The organism is Pseudomonas sp. B19(2017) (assembly GCF_002113165.1).
Classification (GTDB): domain Bacteria; phylum Pseudomonadota; class Gammaproteobacteria; order Pseudomonadales; family Pseudomonadaceae; genus Aquipseudomonas.
On record NZ_NEJR01000018.1, the window covers coordinates 42502 to 60531 of the forward strand.

The 18030-nt window shown below is 62.5% G+C and carries 19 protein-coding genes and 1 pseudogene; 12 read left to right on the forward strand and 8 right to left on the reverse strand.

Annotated features, from left to right (window positions below; genetic code table 11):
* Positions 1-88 precede the first annotated feature (88 nt).
* From lpdA to CAF70_RS21125, 4 genes are read right to left on the reverse strand one after another with little or no spacing between them, the layout of a single operon-like run.
* A complete protein-coding gene (gene lpdA, locus CAF70_RS21110; protein WP_085623103.1) occupies positions 89-1468 on the reverse strand; it encodes a dihydrolipoyl dehydrogenase in 1380 nt (459 codons plus the stop codon).
* Positions 1469-1470: 2 nt separating this feature from the next.
* On the reverse strand, positions 1471-2742 hold the full coding sequence (locus CAF70_RS21115; protein ID WP_085623104.1) for a dihydrolipoamide acetyltransferase family protein: 1272 nt from the start codon (positions 2740-2742) through the stop codon (positions 1471-1473).
* A complete protein-coding gene (locus CAF70_RS21120) occupies positions 2743-3801 on the reverse strand; it encodes an alpha-ketoacid dehydrogenase subunit beta (RefSeq protein ID WP_013973637.1) in 1059 nt (352 codons plus the stop codon).
* 1 nt (position 3802) lies between these two features.
* Positions 3803-5035, reverse strand: coding sequence for a 3-methyl-2-oxobutanoate dehydrogenase (2-methylpropanoyl-transferring) subunit alpha (locus tag CAF70_RS21125; RefSeq protein WP_085623105.1), 1233 nt, complete (start codon positions 5033-5035; stop codon positions 3803-3805).
* Positions 5036-5233: 198 nt separating this feature from the next.
* Between CAF70_RS21125 and bkdR the strand changes: the two genes are divergently transcribed.
* From bkdR to CAF70_RS21135, 3 genes and pseudogenes are all read left to right on the forward strand, one after another.
* Complete coding sequence (bkdR, locus tag CAF70_RS21130) at positions 5234-5719, forward strand: Bkd operon transcriptional regulator BkdR (RefSeq protein WP_012273540.1); 486 nt, start codon at positions 5234-5236, stop codon at positions 5717-5719.
* 70 nt (positions 5720-5789) lie between these two features.
* A pseudogene (locus tag CAF70_RS27765) lies at positions 5790-5870 on the forward strand (hypothetical protein); the annotation flags it as partial.
* Between the two features lie 169 nt (positions 5871-6039).
* Positions 6040-7380 carry an MFS transporter gene (locus CAF70_RS21135; protein ID WP_085623106.1) on the forward strand — a complete coding sequence of 447 codons (1341 nt, stop codon included), beginning with the start codon at positions 6040-6042 and terminating at the stop codon, positions 7378-7380.
* A 168-nt stretch (positions 7381-7548) separates the two neighbouring features.
* Here the strand turns inward: CAF70_RS21135 and CAF70_RS21140 are convergent, their stop codons facing one another.
* The 4 genes from CAF70_RS21140 to flgA all read right to left on the reverse strand — a co-directional run bounded on the left by CAF70_RS21140 (position 7549) and on the right by flgA (position 10121).
* A complete protein-coding gene (locus CAF70_RS21140; protein WP_085623107.1) occupies positions 7549-8292 on the reverse strand; it encodes a flagellar brake protein in 744 nt (247 codons plus the stop codon).
* An 80-nt stretch (positions 8293-8372) separates the two neighbouring features.
* Positions 8373-8840: a flagella synthesis protein FlgN gene (locus CAF70_RS21145; protein WP_085623108.1), complete on the reverse strand. Its 468-nt coding sequence runs from the start codon at positions 8838-8840 to the stop codon at positions 8373-8375.
* 49 nt (positions 8841-8889) lie between these two features.
* The gene (gene flgM, locus CAF70_RS21150; protein ID WP_063912863.1) at positions 8890-9204 is read right to left on the reverse strand and encodes a flagellar biosynthesis anti-sigma factor FlgM; all 315 of its coding nucleotides are present in this window, start codon (positions 9202-9204) and stop codon (positions 8890-8892) included.
* A 164-nt stretch (positions 9205-9368) separates the two neighbouring features.
* Positions 9369-10121 (reverse strand): flagellar basal body P-ring formation chaperone FlgA, encoded by a 753-nt coding sequence (gene flgA / locus CAF70_RS21155; RefSeq protein ID WP_085623109.1) that lies wholly within the window; start codon positions 10119-10121, stop codon positions 9369-9371.
* Between the two features lie 77 nt (positions 10122-10198).
* Here flgA and CAF70_RS21160 point away from each other — a divergent pair, with 77 nt between their 5' ends.
* From CAF70_RS21160 to flgH, 9 genes are all read left to right on the forward strand, one after another.
* Positions 10199-11128, forward strand: coding sequence for a chemotaxis protein CheV (locus CAF70_RS21160; protein WP_085623110.1), 930 nt, complete (start codon positions 10199-10201; stop codon positions 11126-11128).
* 51 nt (positions 11129-11179) lie between these two features.
* On the forward strand, positions 11180-12007 hold the full coding sequence (gene cheR, locus CAF70_RS21165) for a protein-glutamate O-methyltransferase CheR (protein WP_085623111.1): 828 nt from the start codon (positions 11180-11182) through the stop codon (positions 12005-12007).
* 365 nt (positions 12008-12372) lie between these two features.
* The gene (gene flgB / locus CAF70_RS21170) at positions 12373-12783 is read left to right on the forward strand and encodes a flagellar basal body rod protein FlgB (RefSeq protein ID WP_015271243.1); all 411 of its coding nucleotides are present in this window, start codon (positions 12373-12375) and stop codon (positions 12781-12783) included.
* 2 nt (positions 12784-12785) lie between these two features.
* Positions 12786-13229: a flagellar basal body rod protein FlgC gene (flgC, locus tag CAF70_RS21175; RefSeq protein ID WP_085623112.1), complete on the forward strand. Its 444-nt coding sequence runs from the start codon at positions 12786-12788 to the stop codon at positions 13227-13229.
* A gap of 12 nt (positions 13230-13241) precedes the next feature.
* The gene (flgD, locus tag CAF70_RS21180; RefSeq protein WP_085623113.1) at positions 13242-13943 is read left to right on the forward strand and encodes a flagellar hook assembly protein FlgD; all 702 of its coding nucleotides are present in this window, start codon (positions 13242-13244) and stop codon (positions 13941-13943) included.
* Between the two features lie 29 nt (positions 13944-13972).
* Positions 13973-15295: a flagellar hook protein FlgE gene (gene flgE / locus CAF70_RS21185; protein ID WP_085623114.1), complete on the forward strand. Its 1323-nt coding sequence runs from the start codon at positions 13973-13975 to the stop codon at positions 15293-15295.
* Between the two features lie 407 nt (positions 15296-15702).
* Positions 15703-16443 carry a flagellar basal-body rod protein FlgF gene (gene flgF, locus CAF70_RS21195; RefSeq protein ID WP_038410058.1) on the forward strand — a complete coding sequence of 247 codons (741 nt, stop codon included), beginning with the start codon at positions 15703-15705 and terminating at the stop codon, positions 16441-16443.
* 47 nt (positions 16444-16490) lie between these two features.
* Positions 16491-17276 (forward strand): flagellar basal-body rod protein FlgG, encoded by a 786-nt coding sequence (gene flgG / locus CAF70_RS21200; protein WP_038410057.1) that lies wholly within the window; start codon positions 16491-16493, stop codon positions 17274-17276.
* A gap of 50 nt (positions 17277-17326) precedes the next feature.
* Positions 17327-18022: a flagellar basal body L-ring protein FlgH gene (gene flgH, locus CAF70_RS21205; RefSeq protein ID WP_038410056.1), complete on the forward strand. Its 696-nt coding sequence runs from the start codon at positions 17327-17329 to the stop codon at positions 18020-18022.
* Positions 18023-18030 lie beyond the last annotated feature (8 nt).

Here is an 18030-nt window from a genome sequence, read left to right on the forward strand (position 1 = left end):
GCGAAGAGGCCGGCACCGATCAGGCATGAAAAAAGACCCGCGGCGCCTTGGGGCGCAGCGGGCCAAATCGGCCTCAGCCGCTTCAGTGTCAGATATGCAGAGCGTGGCCCAGGGCGCGCAGTGCCGCTTCCTGTACCGCCTCACCCAGTGTCGGGTGGGCATGGATGGTGCCGGCTACGTCCTCCAGGCACGCGCCCATCTCCAGCGACTGGGCAAACGCCGTCGACAACTCGGAAACCGCCACGCCAACCGCCTGCCAACCAAGGATAAGGTGGTTGTCACGGCGCGCCACCACGCGCACGAAACCGCTTTTGGATTCCAGGCTCATGGCCCGGCCATTGGCGGCGAACGGGAACTGCGCGACGATGCAGTCCAGCCCTTGCTGGCTGGCTTGCTCCGGGGTCTTGCCGACCACCACCACTTCCGGGTCGGTGAAACATACCGCGGCGATCGCGCTAGGTTCGAAACGGCGTGCCTTGCCGGCGATGATCTCCGCGACCATCTCGCCCTGGGCCATGGCCCGGTGCGCAAGCATCGGTTCGCCGGCCACGTCGCCGATGGCCCAGACGTTGCGCATGCTGGTCTGGCAGCGCTCGTCGATGGCGACGGCGGCGCCGTTCATCTTCAGGTCCAGGCACTCCAGGTTGAAACCTTGCGTGCGTGGCCGACGGCCTACGGCCACCAGCACCTGGTCGGCTTCCAGGCGCAGTTGCCCGCCCTGGCCATCACGGGCCAGCAGGCAGCCGCCTTCGTAACCTTCGACGCTATGGCCCAGGTGCAGGGCGATGCCCAGCTTCTTCAGCGATTCGGCCACCGGGGCGGTCAGCTCGCTGTCGTAGGTCGGCAGGATGCGCTCGCGCGCTTCCACCACACTGACCTGCGCGCCCAGCTTGCGGTAGGCAATGCCCAGTTCCAGGCCGATATAGCCGCCGCCCACCACCACAAGGTGCTGCGGCAGGGTTTTCGGCGCCAGGGCTTCGGTCGAGGAAATGATCGGCCCGCCCAGCGGCAGCATCGGCAGTTCGACGCTGCTGGAGCCCGTGGCCAGCAACAGGTGTTCGCACTGGATACGCTGGCCATCGACCTCGACCTGCTTGCCGTCGAGGACCTTCGCCCAGCCATGGATCACTTTTACCCCGTGCTTTTTCAGCAGCGCGGCGACGCCGGTGGTCAGCCGGTCGACGATGCCGTCCTTCCAGGCCACGCTCTGGCCGATGTCCAGGCGTGGCGAGGCGACACTGATACCCAGAGGCGATGGCTCGGTAAAGCGCGAGGTCTGGTGGAACTGCTCGGCCACGTGGATCAGCGCCTTGGACGGGATGCAGCCGATGTTCAGGCAGGTACCGCCCAGTGCCTGGCCTTCTACCAGGACGGTGGGGATGCCCAGTTGCCCGGCGCGGATGGCAGCTACGTAGCCGCCAGGGCCGCCGCCGATGATCAACAGGGTAGTCTGGATAGTCTGTTGCATGCTCACTCCACGAACAGGCAGGCGGGTTGTTCGAGCAGGCCGCGCACGGCCTGGATGAACAGCGCGGCGTCCATGCCATCGACCACGCGGTGGTCGAACGAGCTGGACAGGTTCATCATCTTGCGCACGACGATCTGGCCGTCGATTACCACCGGCCGCTCGACCATGCGGTTGACGCCGACGATCGCCACTTCAGGGGTGTTGACCACCGGTGTGCTGACGATACCGCCCAAGGCGCCCAGGCTGGTCAGGGTAATGGTCGAACCGGACAGCTCATCGCGGCTGGCCTTGTTGTTGCGGGCAGCGTTGGCCAGGCGCGAAATCTCGCCGGCATTGCTCCACAGGCTGCCCGCTTCGGCATGGCGCAGCACCGGCACCATCAGGCCGTTGTCACCTTGGGTGGCGATGCCCACATGCACCGCGCCATGGCGGGTGATGACCTGGGCTTCGTCGTCATAGGTGGCGTTGATCTGCGGGAAGTCGCGCAGCGCCACGACCAGAGCACGGACCAGGAACGGCAGCAGGGTCAGTTTGCCACGGCTGTCACCGTGCTTGCTGTTGAGTTGCTGGCGCAGGGCTTCCAGCGCGGTGACGTCGATTTCTTCTACATAGCTGAAGTGCGCGACCCGGCGCTTGGCGTCCTGCATGCGTTGGGCGATCTTGCGGCGCAGGCCGATCACCGGCACCTGTTCGCTGTCGGTGCGTTTGGCATAGCCACTGGACGCTTGCCCGCCCGCGCTGTGCGGCTTGCTCATGAACGCGTCGAGGTCTTCGTGCAGGATGCGGCCGGCCGGGCCGCTGCCATGTACGTAACGCAGTTCGATACCGGCATCCAGGGCACGCTTGCGCACCGCCGGCGAGGCCAGTGGCTTGTCGCCCGGCTGGCGCGGCACGATCGGGGCTGCCTCATGGTTGAGCGGCGCCTGGCATGCAGCCGGCTTTACTTCCTTCTGCGGTTCCGGCCTGGCGGCCACGGGGGCTGGCGGGGCTTCGGCCGGCTTGGCCTGCGGCACGTCCACATGGTTGCCGCTGCCTTCCACTTCGATGCGGATCAGCTCGCTGCCAACCGCCATCACTTCACCCGGCTGGCCACCCAGGGCCAGCACCTTGCCGCTGACCGGCGACGGGATTTCCACGGTGGCCTTGTCGGTCATGACATCGGCCACTACCTGGTCTTCGGCGATCATGTCGCCGACCTTGACGAACCACTCGACCAATTCGACCTGCGCGATACCTTCGCCAATGTCCGGCATCTTGATGACGTGCGTGCCCATTCAGACCTCCATGACCTTTTTCAATGCCGCACCTACCCGCGAAGGCCCTGGGAAGTAAGCCCACTCCTGTGCGTGGGGGTAGGGGGTGTCCCAGCCGGTGACGCGCTCGATCGGCGCCTCCAGGTGGTGGAAGCAGTGTTCCTGCACCAGCGACACCAGTTCGGCGCCGAAGCCACAGGTGCGGGTGGCCTCGTGTACCACCACGCAGCGGCCGGTCTTTTTCACCGACTCGACGATGGTGTCCAGGTCCAGCGGCCACAGGCTACGCAGGTCGATCACTTCGGCGTCGACGCCGGTCTCTTCGGCGGCCACCTGGGCCACGTACACCGTGGTGCCGTAGGTCAGTACGGTGACATCATTGCCGGGGCGGGTAATGGCCGCCTTGTCCAGTGGTACGCTGTAGTAGCCGTCTGGCACGGCACTTTGCGGGTGCTTCGACCACGGGGTAACGGGGCGGTCGTGGTGGCCATCGAACGGGCCGTTGTACAGGCGCTTGGGTTCGAGGAAGATCACCGGGTCATCGCATTCGATCGAGGCGATCAGCAGGCCTTTGGCGTCATACGGGTTGGACGGCATGACGGTGCGCAGGCCGCACACCTGGGTGAACATCGCTTCCGGGCTCTGGCTGTGAGTCTGGCCGCCATAGATACCGCCACCGCAGGGCATGCGCAGGGTCAGCGGGGCGATGAATTCGCCGGCCGAACGGTAACGCAGGCGCGCCATCTCGGAAACGATCTGGTCGGAGGCCGGGTAGAAGTAGTCGGCGAACTGGATTTCCACCACCGGGCGCAGGCCGTAGGCACCCATGCCCACGGCGGTACCGACGATGCCGCTCTCGGAGATCGGCGCGTCGAACACGCGGGACTTGCCGTACTTGTTCTGCAGGCCTTCGGTGCAGCGGAACACGCCACCGAAGTAGCCGACGTCCTGGCCGTAGATCACCACATTGTCGTCGCGCTCGAGCATGACATCCATGGCCGAGCGCAGGGCCTGGATCATGGTCATGGTAGTGGTGGCCATGGCGGTTTCCGGGTTGATGCTGTTGTTATGGTCGTTCATCTCAAACCCCCAGTTCCTGGCGCTGACGGCGCAGGTGGTCGGGCATTTCCTTGTACACGTCCTCGAACATCGAGGCGGCGCTCGGGATGTGACCGTTGGCCAGGGTGCCGTACTGCTCGGCCTCTTTCTGCGCGGCGATCACCGCGGCTTCGAACTCGGCAGTGGTGGCCTGGTGTTCTTCCTCGGACCAGTGGCCGATCTTGATCAGGTGCTGCTTCAGGCGGGCGATCGGGTCGCCCAGCGGGAAGTGGCTCCAGTCATCGGCCGGGCGGTACTTGGACGGGTCGTCCGAGGTCGAGTGCGGGCCGGCACGGTAGGTGACCCATTCGATCAGGCAGGGGCCCAGGCCGCGCCGGGCGCGTTCGGCGGCCCAGCGCGAGGCAGCGTACACGGCGACGAAGTCGTTGCCGTCAACCCGCAGCGAGGCGATGCCGCAACCCACGCCACGGCCGGCGAAGGTGGTCGACTCGCCACCGGCAATGGCCTGGAAGGTGGAGATCGCCCACTGGTTGTTGACCACGTTGAGGATCACCGGGGCACGGTAAACGTGGGCGAAGGTGAGGGCGGTATGGAAGTCCGACTCGGCGGTGGCGCCATCGCCGATCCATGCCGAGGCGATCTTGGTATCGCCCTTGATCGCCGAGGCCATGGCCCAGCCGACCGCCTGTACGAACTGGGTCGCCAGGTTGCCGCTGATAGTGAAGAAGCCGGCCTCGCGTACCGAATACATGATCGGCAGCTGGCGGCCCTTGAGCGGATCGCGCTCGTTGGACAGCAGCTGGCAGATCATATCGACCAGCGAAACGTCGCGGGCCATCAGGATGCTTTGCTGGCGGTAGGTGGGGAAGCACATGTCGCTGCGGTTCAGCGCCAGCGCCTGGCCGCTGCCGATGGCTTCTTCACCCAGGCTCTGCATGTAGAAGGACATCTTCTTCTGGCGCTGGGCGACCACCATGCGGCTGTCGAAAATCCGCGTCTTGAGCATGGCACGCATGCCTTGGCGGAGAATTTGCGGGTCGATGTCCTCGGCCCATGGGCCTTGGGCGTTGCCTTGCTCGTCGAGCACGCGGACCAGGCTGTAGGCGAGGTCGGCGGTGTCGGCAGCATCGACATCGACAGGGGGTTTACGGGTTTGACCTGCATCGTTCAGGCGCAGGTAGGAGAAATCGGTCTGGCAGCCTGGCCGGCCGGTAGGCTCGGGCACATGCAAACGCAGGGGGGCGTACTCGTTCATGCTTTTTACGCTCGCTCGGGTATTTGTTTTTGTGAGCTCTGAAGCGGCCGCCGCTGAGTACCGGCTTGTGACTGGTAAGTCAGCGTCCCCTACATCTTAGTGGCCCGGCAGGAGAATTTTTCTCTCAAGTTGATTGCCTTTACTGCGCGGGGAAGATAAACATTCCGCATAAACATAAAAAACCGGTGAATTTGTCTCATGCGCAAACTCGATCGTACCGATATCGGCATTCTCAACAGCCTGCAGGAAAACGCCCGCATCACCAACGCCGAGCTGGCGCGCTCGGTAAACCTGTCGCCCACGCCCTGCTTCAACCGGGTGCGGGCCATGGAGGAACTGGGGGTGATCCGTCAGCAGGTGACCTTGCTGTCGCCTGAGGCGTTGGGGCTGGATGTGAACGTGTTCATTCACGTGAGCCTGGAGAAGCAGGTTGAGCAGTCGCTGCACCGCTTCGAGGAAGAGATAGCAGAACGGCCTGAGGTGATGGAGTGCTATTTGATGACCGGCGACCCGGATTACCTGCTGCGGGTGTTGTTGCCGAGCATCCAGGCGCTGGAGCGTTTTCTCGATTACCTGACGCGGTTGCCGGGGGTGGCCAACATACGTTCGAGTTTCGCCCTCAAGCAGGTGCGCTACAAGACCGCCTTGCCGTTGCCGGCCAATGGCATGACGTTGCGGGAATAGCAGCCCCCTGTTGGCGGCCTTTTCGCGGGCCCGCCCGCTCCCACAGTGTCCCTGCTATTCAATGAGTCATGCGCAGGAACTGTTCGGCAGCGAGTTCATCGAAGGCTACGTCGCCAGCAAGGCCCAGGAGCTGAGTGATTTCTTCGACTAGATCACGCCATGGGAGCGTCGGGTGCTGGCGGCACAGGCCTGATCGCGACACGGCCGACACCGGATACGCCCCCGCTGCGCAAAATCATTGCCGGGGGCCTGCGCCGGGCGGTTTTTGCCCTTATGCTTCTAGCACCCCCGCCACCTGACCAGGGAGCTTTACGGGACGTATGCGAAATATATGGAAGCCGTTTCAGTCGTTGTATTTCGCCGCGCTGATGATGTTGATCGGCTCGGGCCTGCTCAGTACCTATCTGGCCCTGCGCCTGGCGGCCGACCATGTCGACAGCCTGTGGGTAGGTGCGTTGATGGCCGCCAACTACTTTGGCCTGGCGGTCGGCGGCAAGGTCGGCCATCGGTTGATTGGCCGGGTCGGGCACATACGCGCCTATGCCACCTGCGCCGGTATCGTCGGCGCGGCGGTACTCGGCCATGGCCTGACCAGCTGGCTACCGGCCTGGGTCGGGCTGCGGATGATCGTCGGCCTGGGCATGATGTGCCAGTACATGGTCATCGAGAGCTGGCTCAACGAGCAGGCCGATGTGAAGCACCGCGGCGCGGTGTTCAGCGGCTACATGATCGCCTCGTACCTGGGCCTGGTGCTTGGCCAGCTGATACTGGTGGTGCACCCTCAGCTAGGCCTGGAGCTGCTGATGCTGGTGGCCATGTGTTTCACCCTGTGCCTGGTACCGGTCGCGATGACCCGGCGCATCCACCCGGCGCCGCTGCGACCGGCACCGATGGAGCCCAAGTTCTTCATCAAGCGTGTACCGCAGTCGCTCAGCACGGTGCTGGGCTCGGGGCTGATCGTCGGTTCGTTCTATGGCCTGGCGCCATTGTATGCCGCTGGCCAGGGCATGAGTACCGAGCAGGTCGGCCTGTTCATGGGTAGCTGCATCTTTGCCGGCCTGCTGGTGCAGTGGCCGCTGGGCTGGTTGTCCGACCGCTACGACCGGGCCGTGCTGATCCGTAGCGTGGCGGTGGGGCTGGCGCTGGCCTCGGCGCCGCTGGCGGTACTGCCCAGTGTGCCGCTGGAATTGCTGTTCGGCATAGGCTTTGTGATTTCGTTGCTGCAGTTCTGCCTGTACCCGCTGGCGGTGGCGTTTTCCAACGACCATGTGGAAAGCGAGCGGCGGGTGTCGCTGACCGCGATGCTGCTGGTGACCTATGGCGTGGGGGCGTGCATCGGGCCGTTGGCCGCTGGCGTGCTGATGAAGGTGCTGGGCCCGCAGATGCTGTATGCCTTCTTCGTATTCTTTGCCTTGGTGCTGGTGTGGCGCATTCGTCCGAAGGCGGTCACCGGGCTGCACCAGGTGCAGGATGCGCCGTTGGGCCACGTGGCGATGCCGGCGGCCGGTTCGCCATTGTCGGCGGCGCTGGACCCGCGGGTTGATGAGCAGACCGTGCAGGATGTGATGCAGGCGCCGGTGGCCGCAGAGGACACCGAGGCGGAAGAGAAGGGGACCGGGCAACCGGCGTCTGAGCCGCAAGAGGTCAGCAAGTCGGTGTAAGCCTGTGCCTGCCTGTTCGCGGGCATGCCCGCTCCCACCGGGACCGCATCAAGCCTGAGGGCTGCGCCGTCCCTGTGGGAGCCGGCGCGCCCGCGAAGAGGCCGGCACTATAAGGACACAAATGAAAACGCCACCTTGGCAGGTGGCGTTTTTGCATTCGGCCGACGATCAGTAGTCGTCCTTGTCGAACCGGCGCGCCTCACGCTGCAGCTGGTACACAAAGCTCTCGATCTTGCGCTGCGCCTGCCCGGTGAGGTTGTGGAAGCGCACACCGGCGAAGGTGGTGTTGATCCGCTCTTCATAGTGCAGGTGGCGCAGTTCGACCATGGTGTCCACCAGCCCCAGCGGGTTACCCGCTTTGAAGCGCTCATACACCTGACCCAGTTGCAGGCGATCTTCGACATTGCCTTCGAAACGCAATTTGCAGCCGGTGGCAGAGATGTCCAGCAACTTGCCACGCAGGGCACCGTTGCCCTTCAGGTGGGCACCATCGAGGATGATATCGACCAGTTGCGACAGCTTCAGCGCGGCGCGGAAGGCGTTGCGGCGCTGGTGATAGGTCACCTCCTGGGGCATGGCGCCGCGGTAGCAGCGGTGGCCGTCGACTTCACTGATCTTCAACGCGTGGTTGCAGTCCCAGGCGATACGCACGCCATCGTGGAAGCCTTCTACGCGGAAGTGTTCGCCGTTCTCGATGAATTTCTCGCCGTCGCGCGGGATCATTTCGTCCAGCGCCAGGGTGTTGCTTTCACGGTCCACATGCACCACGTAGCTCTGGAAGCGCTGGCTGCGGTCATGGAAGGTGATGATCAGGGGGTCGTGGCTTTCCTGCAGCTGCCGTAAGTTGGCCGCAATCTCCAAAGGGGTGTTCAGCACCTTTGGCGGCTGCGGGGCATCGGATTCATTGAACACGGCTTATCGTTCTCCAGGCAAAAGCGACACACGCAATTAACGGCATTTTGCCAGTATGTTCCGTGCCTTGACAGAAAAAATCACACTTGACTGAGGGCCCGTGGCTTGGCCAGCGGCGAGGTGCTGCCACGACTGTCATAGAGCGACGGTGAATCGCCGCCCATGAGGATGCGGATCTGGTTGTTGGTGGCGTGTTGCTGCACCTGAATGATCCGGCCATTGGTCTGGTTGACCTGCTGGCAGTTGTCCATCAACTGCGAAAGCATGTCGAGCCGCTGCAGCATCACTTCGCCATGGGGCGATTGCGCGGCCACCGCTTGTACACCGGCCCGATCGGCACTCAGGCCCAGGCTGCCGAGCAACTGGCTGCGGCGCTGGCCGTGCTGCTCAAGCAAGATGATCAACGACTGCTTGCGCGCCAGGATCTGCTCCAGCAGCGGCATGTCGCGGCCATGCAGGGCGATCGCTTCTTTTTGCAGAAGGTCCAGCAGTTCCTGCATCGGGGCAATGTCATCTTCGATCAGTTGCAGCAAGGTGGTGTCGTGCATGGCTAACTCTTGGCTTTTCTGGCGTCCGTGAAGTCAGCGCGCCGAACGGTCAGCGCTGGGCTTCGAAATCGAGCAGTTTGCTGGCGACCCGGCCGGCATCGACCTGGTAGCTGCCGTCGGCGATTGCCTGTTTCAACTGGGCCACACGGGCACTGTTGACCACCGGCTCGTCGCGCAGCTTGTCGCTGATCTTCTGCAACTGCTGGGCCTCCTGGCTGAGGTGTACCGCTTCTCCGCTGGCGCTGGTGGCGGTTGCCGCTTCCTGGCTGGCTGCCGGTTTTTCGGCGCTGCCGGGCGCGGTGTTGCCGCGCACGCCGCCCGTGACGGACGGAGAGTTATTCAAACGACTGAAGTCGATGACCATGATCAGAAACCTCTGGGTATTTGGACGCTTGCCTTGTTTTCGGCCAACCCGAAAGAAACTTTAGGCACAAATGCATAGCCGCCTGTCAGCAAGCTCGCGAACCCGTTTTCTGACACAGTTTAGGAAAAGCGGTTCCTCACCGCCAGCGCAAATCAATGGGCTGGCTACATACTGACCTCGACCTGGCCGGGGCCGGTCACCCTGGCCTTGACCACCCGTTTGGAGTTGAGGTTGCGCACCCGGATCTGTTCACTCAGGCTGCCTTTGCTCAGGGCTTCGCCGGGCATGCGCACGCTCAGGCTGCCACTGCGGGCGATGATCACCACGTGGTCGCCCTTGCGCACCACCTCGGCCTGTTCCAGGTGTTGCGGGGTGAGGACCTGGTCGATCACCGTCGGGCGCAGCATTTTCATGCCCAGCGCCTGATCCAGTTCGGTCAGGAAGCCTTGGCCCAGGGTGCCGACATCGCGCTCGCGCAGGGCAACGTCGCCTTCGCCCACCACGTTGTCGCGCTTGAGCGGGCGGGTCACCACCACTACGTCGCGGAACAGCCGCACGGTGGCCGGCACGAACACGGTCCACGGTGCCATGCCTTCGCAGCGCACCTTTACCGTGACGCGGCCCAGCGGCTGGGCCGGGCTTTCCAGCGAGGCGTCAAGTTGCTGGCTGCACAACGGCATGCGCAGGCGCGGGTCCAGCGGGTTGACCTGGATTTCGTAGCGGCCGGCGGTCTGGGTGGTCGCCAGGTAATCTTCGACGCTGAATTCAAGAAACCCTTGGGTGACACCGATAAGTTGTTCAGGCAAGGTAAACGCGTCCGCTACCGTGCGAACGCCGGGCAGCAACAGGCACAGCATGGCCAGCGAGCCAGTCAGCAGGCGCGTCAATCGTCGGGAAAATGTCGTTTTCGTGTACATGGCGCTCAAAAAAGCAAAGCCCGTGCCGACTCTCTACCTGAGTTGCAACGAAAGGCTGAAACATAAAGGAGTCTGGCATGGCAGGTGTGATGGATTCGGTCAACCAGCGCACACAGCTGGTGGGGCAGAATCGCCTGGAATTGCTGCTGTTTCGCCTCAATGGTGAACAGCTTTACGGCATCAACGTATTCAAGGTCAGGGAAGTGCTGCAATGCCCTGCGCTGACCCTGCTGCCCAAGGCGCACCCGGTGGTGCGCGGCGTCGCCAATATTCGCGGGGCGACCATCCCGATCCTCGACTTGTCGATGGCCACCGGGTTGCGGCCGCTGCAGGAAGACACGCGCAACAGCTTCGTGATCATCACCGAATACAACACCAAGACCCAGGGTTTCCTGGTGCACTCGGTGGAGCGCATCGTCAACATGAACTGGGAGGCAATCCATCCGCCACCCAAGGGCACCGGACGCGACCACTACCTGACTGCGGTCACCCGGGTAGATAACCGCATGGTCGAGATCATCGACGTGGAGAAGGTGCTGGCCGAAGTGGCGCCTTCGTCGGAGTCGGTGTCGGACGGGGTGATCGATGCCGAGGTGCAGGACAAGGCCGTGCTGCTGCGGGTGCTCACCGTCGACGATTCCTCGGTGGCGCGCAAGCAGGTCAGCCGTTGCCTGCAGACCGTGGGGGTGGAGGTGGTGGCGCTCAATGACGGCCGCCAGGCCCTGAACTACCTGCGCCAGCTGGTGGACGAGGGCAAGAAGCCGGAAGAAGAGTTCCTGATGATGATCTCGGACATTGAAATGCCGGAAATGGACGGCTATACGCTAACGGCAGAGATCCGCAGCGATCCGCGCATGCAAAAATTGCATATCTGCCTGCATACTTCGCTGTCCGGGGTGTTCAACCAGGCGATGGTCAAGAAGGTCGGTGCCGATGACTTCCTGGCCAAGTTCAAGCCGGACGACCTGGCCCAGCGGGTGGTCGACCGGATCAAGGCAACGCATTGACGCGGCCGGGGGCAGGCCCCCGGCTCCAGTGATTGAAAAGAGGCGGCAGTAGTGTCTACGGGTAATTTGGATTTCGAACAGTTCCGGGTATTCCTGGAGAAAGCCTGTGGCATCCTGCTGGGCGAGAATAAGCAGTACCTGGTTTCCAGCCGTCTCAACAAGCTGATGGAGCAACAGGGTATCAAGAGCCTGGGCGAGCTGGTGCAGCGCATTCAGGCCCAGCCGCGTGGCGGTTTGCGCGAACAGGTGGTCGATGCCATGACCACCAACGAGACCCTGTGGTTTCGCGACACCTACCCGTTCGAGGTGCTGAAGAACAAGGTTATTCCCGAGTTCATTCGCAACAACCCCGGCCAGCGCCTGCGCATGTGGTCGGCGGCGTGTTCGTCGGGGCAGGAGCCGTATTCCATCTCGATGGCCATTGACGAGTTCGAGCGCAGCAACCTCGGCCAGTTGAAGATGGGCGCGCAGATCGTTGCCACCGACTTGTCCGGCACCATGCTGACCAACTGCAAGACCGGTGAGTACGACAGCCTGGCGATAGCCCGTGGCTTGTCCCAGGAGCGCCTGCAGCGCTACTTCGACACCAAGGGGCCGGGGCGCTGGGCAGTCAAGCCGGCGATTCGCAGTCGCGTCGAGTTCCGCGCCTTCAACCTGCTCGACAGCTATGCCAGCCTGGGCAAGTTCGATGTGGTGTTCTGCCGCAACGTGCTGATCTACTTCTCGGCGCAGGTGAAGAAGGACATCCTGTTGCGCATTCACAGTACCTTGAAGCCGGGTGGGTACCTGTTCCTCGGCGCTTCCGAGGCGCTGAACGGGCTACCGGACCATTACCAGATGGTGCAGTGCAGCCCGGGGATCATCTACCAGGCCAAGTAAGCAAGGGGGCCGGCAGCTAAGCTGCCGGCCTTTTTGTTTGCCTGTGCCGGCCTCTTCGCGGGCATGCCCGTTCCCACAGGATCCATGCAAACCTTGGGGTGGCGCCCTACCAGTGGGAGCGGGCGCGCCCGCGAAGAGGTCGGCACAGGCAAAACACTGACGTCAATTTTTTGTTTTGCCGCTTTTGCCGCCCGGCAATTGCCGCTTTCGCCACCCAAGGCGGAAGGCCTTTGCCGCTTTTCTGGCATCACTCTGACAGCACTGCGCCCTGCAAGCCCGTATTTCCGGGCTTTTCGTTGGTTGGCACAGCCCTTGCTATACCTTGCCCAACGATATTCCGGTCAACCTCCGAAGGTTTCCCCGACATGAGCATCAGCTTCGACAAGGCGCTTGGTATTCACGAAAAGGCCCTGGGCTTCCGCGCCCAGCGCGCCGAAGTGCTGGCCAACAACATCGCCAACGCCGACACGCCCAACTACAAGGCGCGTGACATGGACTTCGCCTCGGTGCTCGCCGCCGAAAGCGATAAACAGCAGAGCGGTGGCCGCTTCAGCCTCGATCGTACCAATAGCCGCCATATCGAGGCCGAGGGCCTGGCCATGGCCGACGATACCCTCAAGTACCGCACGCCAACGCAGCCGTCGATCGATCAGAACACCGTGGACGCGCAGATCGAGCAATCGAACTACACCGAGAACGCCGTCGGCTTCCAGGCCAGCTTCACCTTGCTCAACAGTAAATTCAAAGGGCTGGTTTCGGCCCTGCGGGGAGAATGACCATGTCCCTTTCCAGTGTTTTCAATATTGCCGGTAGCGGCATGAGTGCGCAGAACACGCGCCTGAACACCGTTGCGTCGAACATCGCCAACGCCGAGACCGTGTCCTCGAGCATCGACCAGACCTACCGCGCTCGCCACCCGGTGTTCGCCACTACCTTCCAGGACGCACAGGCCGGCAGCAGCCAGTCGCTGTTCGAGGACCAGGGCGAGGCAGGGCAGGGCGTGCAGGTAAAGGGCATCGTCGAGGACCAGAGCAACCTGGAGGCCCGTTACGAGCCCAACCACCCGGCGGCGAACAAGGACGGCTACGTCTACTACCCGAACGTCAACGTGGTCGAGGAGATGGCTGACATGATCTCCGCCAGCCGCGCGTTCCAGACCAATGCCGAGCTGATGAACACGGCCAAGAGCATGATGCAGAAAGTCCTGACCCTGGGGCAGTGATAGGAAGCCGACATGACCACTACCAATTCCACCACCGACGTCGGTAGCGCATACCTGACCTCGCTGCAAAAGCAGCAGAGCAAGAACAGCAGCAGCACCGGCGCCGCCGGCAGTGCCCTGGGCAAGGATGCGTTCCTGCAGCTGCTGGTTACCCAGATGAAGAACCAGAACCCGCTCGATCCGCAGGAAAACGGCGAGTTCGTGGCACAGTTGGCCCAGTTCAGCAGCCTTGAGAGCATGCAGTCGCTGAATGACTCGGTGCTCTATATCGCCGCCGGGCTGCAGTCTTCCCAGGCCCTGCAGGCCTCGTCACTGGTCGGGCGCAACGTGATCGTCGAGACCGACAAGGCCGTGGTCGATACCAGCAAGGGCATCAAGGGCTCGATCAACCTGACGTCGTCCAGTACCGCCACCTCGGTGGGTATCTACGACAAGGACGACAAGCTGGTGCGCACCATCGACCTGGAAACCCAGAAAGCCGGCAAGATCGACTTTACCTGGGATGGCCTGGACGACGACGGCGAAGTAGCGGCCGCAGGTACCTACACCTTCAAGGCCACCGCTTCGATCGAGGGCAAGGCCACGGCCATGACCACCAACCTGCCGGCCACGGTAACCAGTGTGACCATGGGAACCAATGGTTCGGAGATGACGCTCAACCTTGCGGGGCTGGGCAGCATTGCGCTTTCCAAAATTCAGAGCATTGGCATCTAGGGCCTAAGCACACCGACAGGAGTTAGCACATGTCTTTCAATATCGGCCTTAGCGGCCTCTATGCAGCAAACAAGGCCCTGAACGTTACCGGCAACAACATTGCCAACGTTGCCACCACCGGCTTCAAGTCGTCGCGTGCCGAGTTCGCCGACCAGTATTCCAACTCCATTCGTGGTACCAGTGCCGGCAAGACCGTTATCGGTACTGGGGTGAAGACGGTTGCGGTATCGCAAAAGTTCTCCGCCGGCAACATCAATGGCACCGGCCAGGCGCTGGACATGGCCATCGATGGCAATGGTTTTTTTGCCTTGAACGACAACGGGTCGAAGATCTACACCCGTGCCGGTGCTTTCTACAGTGACAAGCAGGGTTATGTAGTGAACTCTTCGGGCGCCAACCTTCAGGGCTATGCCGTGGGTGCGGATGGCAAGGTCATTCAGGGTGTGCTGACAAACCTGCAAATCGACACGTCGAACCTGACGCCGAACCCGACCGGAAAAATCTCCGAGAACGTCAACCTGAACTCCAGCGCCACCGCGCCGGCCATCGCGCCGTTCGATCCAGCCAATACCGGCAGCTACAACTACACGTTCAACACTGATGTGTACGACAGCCAAGGTAATGCGCATCAGTTGAACCAGTACTTCGTCAAGGATGCCGCCAGCAATTCCTGGACCATGTACACCACCATCGACGGTCGCAACCCTGCCGACCCGACTTCGACCACGCCGCTGGCCAACAAGCTGCCGTTCAAGTCTGATGGGACCTTGGACACTGCGGCCATGGCCGCAGGCCCGGTAGCTGGTGGCATGACCATCTCCGCCGACAAGACCTTCACCCTTGACAACTGGATCCCGGCGCAGAAGAACGCTGCCGGCGTATGGAGCCCGAACGGCGCAACTGCCAACCTGGCCGGGGTGAACCTGGACATGCTGGGCACCACTCAGTACAACGCGGCAAGCGCCACCACCGCCAAGAGCCAGGACGGCTTCGCCACCGGTGAGTTGTCGGGGCTGACCATCGACCAGAGTGGCTTCATGTTCGCCAACTTCACCAATGGCCAGGACAAGGTAATTGGCCAAGTGGCGATCGCCAACTTCGCCAACCTGCAGGGGCTGACCCCAATTGGTAGCACCGCCTGGAAAGAGTCCTACGCGTCAGGCGTGCCGGTGATCGGTGCCCCGGATACCGGCACCCTGGGCCAGATTGCGGGTGGTGCGCTGGAAGACTCCAACGTCGACCTGACCGGTGAACTGGTCAACCTGATCAAGGCACAGAGCAACTACCAGGCCAACGCCAAGACCATTTCCACCGAAAGCACCATCATGCAGACCATCATTCAGATGACCTGACATCAACCCTGAATGCGCAGGGACGCGCTGCATTCACAGTCGAAAAGGACAGTTTTATGAAAAGTTTATGCGCACTTGCCGTTCTGGTGGCGATCGGCAGTGGTGCCATGTTGTCTGCCTATGCTGCGCCCAAGCCTTTCTACCTCTGGCAGAGCCTTGCCACCGGGCGCTACATGTGCGCGCAAAACAACCCAGGTTCGGGCTGGATGCAGTTTTCAGGGCCTTATAACAATGCGGGTTGCCGTTAATTTTGCGTTCGGCACGCCGCTACTCAGCGACAACAAACTGACACCGCTAAACAGCCCAGGCTCCGAAATGCCCGATTCATTGAAGGGGTGACAGCTGGTTCAAATATTGCTTAAGCCTCAGCCAATGATCGCGCGGCCGCTACGCGCAGAGGAGATACTGTGGACAAGTTGCTTTATGTGGCCATGACCGGCGCCAGCCAGAACGCGCTGGCGCAGAAGGCCCACGCCAACAACCTGGCGAACATTTCCACCAACGGTTTCCAGCGTGACCTGGAGCAAGCGCGCTCGATGCCGGTGTTCGGCGACAGCTTTCCGTCGCGTGCCTTTGCCATGACCGAGCGCCCGGCCACCGACTTCAGTGAAGGGCCGATGGTCGAGACCGGTCGTGACCTGGATGTGGCGGTGACCGGAAAGGGGTTCATTGCCGTGCAGGCACCCGACGGCAGCGAAGCCTATGTGCGTACCGGCAGCCTGAACATCGATGCCTTGGGCGTGCTGCGTGCCGGCAACGGCATGCCGGTGATCGGTAACGGTGGCCCGATTGCCATTCCGCCGGAGCAGAAGGTAGAGGTGGGGGCTGACGGCACCATCAGCATTCGCTCCATGGGTGAAGACCCGCGGGTAATGGCCGAGGTCGACCGCATCAAGCTGGTCAATCCGGACACCCAAGGCCTGACCAAGGGCCTGGATGGCCTGATCCATACCCGCGACGGCCAGCCGGCCGCCGCCGACGTCAATGTGCGGGTGGTGTCGGGTTTCCTGGAGGGCAGTAACGTCAATGCCGTGGAAGAAATGACCTCGGTGCTGGCGCTATCCCGCCAGTTCGAACTGCACGTCAAGATGATGAACGCGGCCAAGGAAGGCGACGAAGCCATGGCTCGGGTTTTGCAAATCGGCTAATCACTTTTGAACGGGTGCCGTAAAACAGGCGCACGAGGAGAATCAACATGCTTCCGGCTCTTTGGGTCGCTAAAACCGGCCTGTCCGCCCAGGACACCAACCTGACGGTCATTTCCAACAACCTGGCCAACGTTTCGACCACCGGCTTCAAGCGTGATCGCGCCGAATTCGCGGACCTGCTCTACCAGATCAAGCGTCAGCCTGGCGCTCAGTCGACCCAGGACAGCGAACTGCCTTCGGGCCTGCAGGTCGGTACCGGTGTGCGTATTGTCGGCACCCAGAAAAGCTTCGTCGCCGGCAGCCTGCAAACCACCGAGAACCCGCTGGACATGGCGGTCAACGGCCGTGGTTTCTTCCAGATTCTGCAGCCGGACGGTACCGTTTCGTACACCCGTGACGGCACCTTCCACCTGAACTCCGACGGCCAGATCGTCACCGCCAATGGCTATGCCCTGGAGCCTGCCATCGTCGTGCCGAACGACGCGCAGACCTTCACCGTCGGCCAGGACGGCACCGTGTCGATCACCACCGCCGGCAACCCGGCTGCACAGGTGATCGGCAACATCCAGACCGCCGACTTCATCAACCCGGCCGGCCTGCAGGCGATCGGTGACAACCTGTTCCTCGAGACTGCTGCCAGTGGTGCGCCGCAAGTCGGCACGCCGGGCCTGAACGGTTTCGGCACCACCCTGCAGCAGACCCTGGAAAACTCCAACGTCAGCACCGTGGAAGAATTGGTGAACATGATCACCACCCAACGTGCCTACGAGATGAACTCCAAGGTCATTTCCACCGCTGACCAGATGCTGTCGTTCGTTACTCAGCAGCTCTGAAGCAGGTAGCTCCAACCCCGTCACTCTGTTGCACCCGTGAGGTAAGCGTCATGAATCGTCTGTTGTCCGTTTTCGCCCTGGGGGGGGCGGTGTTGCTGGCAGGTTGCGTCGCGCCGACGCCCAAGCCCAACGACCCGTACTACGCGCCGGTACTGCCGCGCACCCCGTTGCCGGCAGCGGCCAACAACGGTTCGATCTACCAGGCCGGTTTCGAGCAGAACCTGTACAGCGACCGCAAGGCGTTCCGGGTGGGTGACATCATCACCATCACCCTCAACGAGCGCACCTCGGCCAGCAAGAACGCCGGCTCGCAGATCCAGAAGAACAGCAACGCCAATATCGGCCTGACCTCGTTGTTCGGCAGCACGCCGAGCACCAACAACCCGTTCGGCGGCGGTGACCTGTCGCTGGAGGCCGGCTACAGCGGCGAGCGTGCCACCAAGGGCGACAGCAAGGCCACCCAGGGCAACACCCTGACCGGTTCCATCACCGTGACCGTCGCCGAAGTGCTGCCCAACGGCATCATCGCCGTGCGCGGCGAGAAGTGGCTGACCCTGAACACTGGCGAAGAGCTGGTGCGCATTGCCGGCATGATCCGCGCCGACGACATCGCCACCGACAACACCGTGCCGTCCACCCGTGTGGCCGACGCGCGCATCACCTATTCCGGTACCGGCTCGTTCGCCGATGCCAGCCAGCCCGGGTGGCTGGACCGCTTCTTCATCAGCCCGCTTTGGCCTTTCTGAGTACGGAT

Excerpts from the sequence above, each read along its gene's own strand:
- lpdA (WP_085623103.1), bottom strand. The coding sequence starts at position 1,468 with ATGCAACAGACTATCCAGACTACCCTGTTGATCATCGGCGGCGGCCCT.
- CAF70_RS21115 (WP_085623104.1), bottom strand. The coding sequence starts at position 2,742 with ATGGGCACGCACGTCATCAAGATGCCGGACATTGGCGAAGGTATCGCG.
- CAF70_RS21120 (WP_013973637.1), bottom strand. The coding sequence starts at position 3,801 with ATGAACGACCATAACAACAGCATCAACCCGGAAACCGCCATGGCCACC.
- CAF70_RS21125 (WP_085623105.1), bottom strand. The coding sequence starts at position 5,035 with ATGAACGAGTACGCCCCCCTGCGTTTGCATGTGCCCGAGCCTACCGGC.
- bkdR (WP_012273540.1), top strand. The coding sequence starts at position 5,234 with ATGCGCAAACTCGATCGTACCGATATCGGCATTCTCAACAGCCTGCAG.
- CAF70_RS21135 (WP_085623106.1), top strand. The coding sequence starts at position 6,040 with ATGCGAAATATATGGAAGCCGTTTCAGTCGTTGTATTTCGCCGCGCTG.
- CAF70_RS21145 (WP_085623108.1), bottom strand. The coding sequence starts at position 8,840 with ATGCACGACACCACCTTGCTGCAACTGATCGAAGATGACATTGCCCCG.
- flgM (WP_063912863.1), bottom strand. The coding sequence starts at position 9,204 with ATGGTCATCGACTTCAGTCGTTTGAATAACTCTCCGTCCGTCACGGGC.
- flgA (WP_085623109.1), bottom strand. The coding sequence starts at position 10,121 with ATGTACACGAAAACGACATTTTCCCGACGATTGACGCGCCTGCTGACT.
- CAF70_RS21160 (WP_085623110.1), top strand. The coding sequence starts at position 10,199 with ATGGCAGGTGTGATGGATTCGGTCAACCAGCGCACACAGCTGGTGGGG.
- flgB (WP_015271243.1), top strand. The coding sequence starts at position 12,373 with ATGAGCATCAGCTTCGACAAGGCGCTTGGTATTCACGAAAAGGCCCTG.
- flgC (WP_085623112.1), top strand. The coding sequence starts at position 12,786 with ATGTCCCTTTCCAGTGTTTTCAATATTGCCGGTAGCGGCATGAGTGCG.
- flgD (WP_085623113.1), top strand. The coding sequence starts at position 13,242 with ATGACCACTACCAATTCCACCACCGACGTCGGTAGCGCATACCTGACC.
- flgE (WP_085623114.1), top strand. The coding sequence starts at position 13,973 with ATGTCTTTCAATATCGGCCTTAGCGGCCTCTATGCAGCAAACAAGGCC.
- flgG (WP_038410057.1), top strand. The coding sequence starts at position 16,491 with ATGCTTCCGGCTCTTTGGGTCGCTAAAACCGGCCTGTCCGCCCAGGAC.
- flgH (WP_038410056.1), top strand. The coding sequence starts at position 17,327 with ATGAATCGTCTGTTGTCCGTTTTCGCCCTGGGGGGGGCGGTGTTGCTG.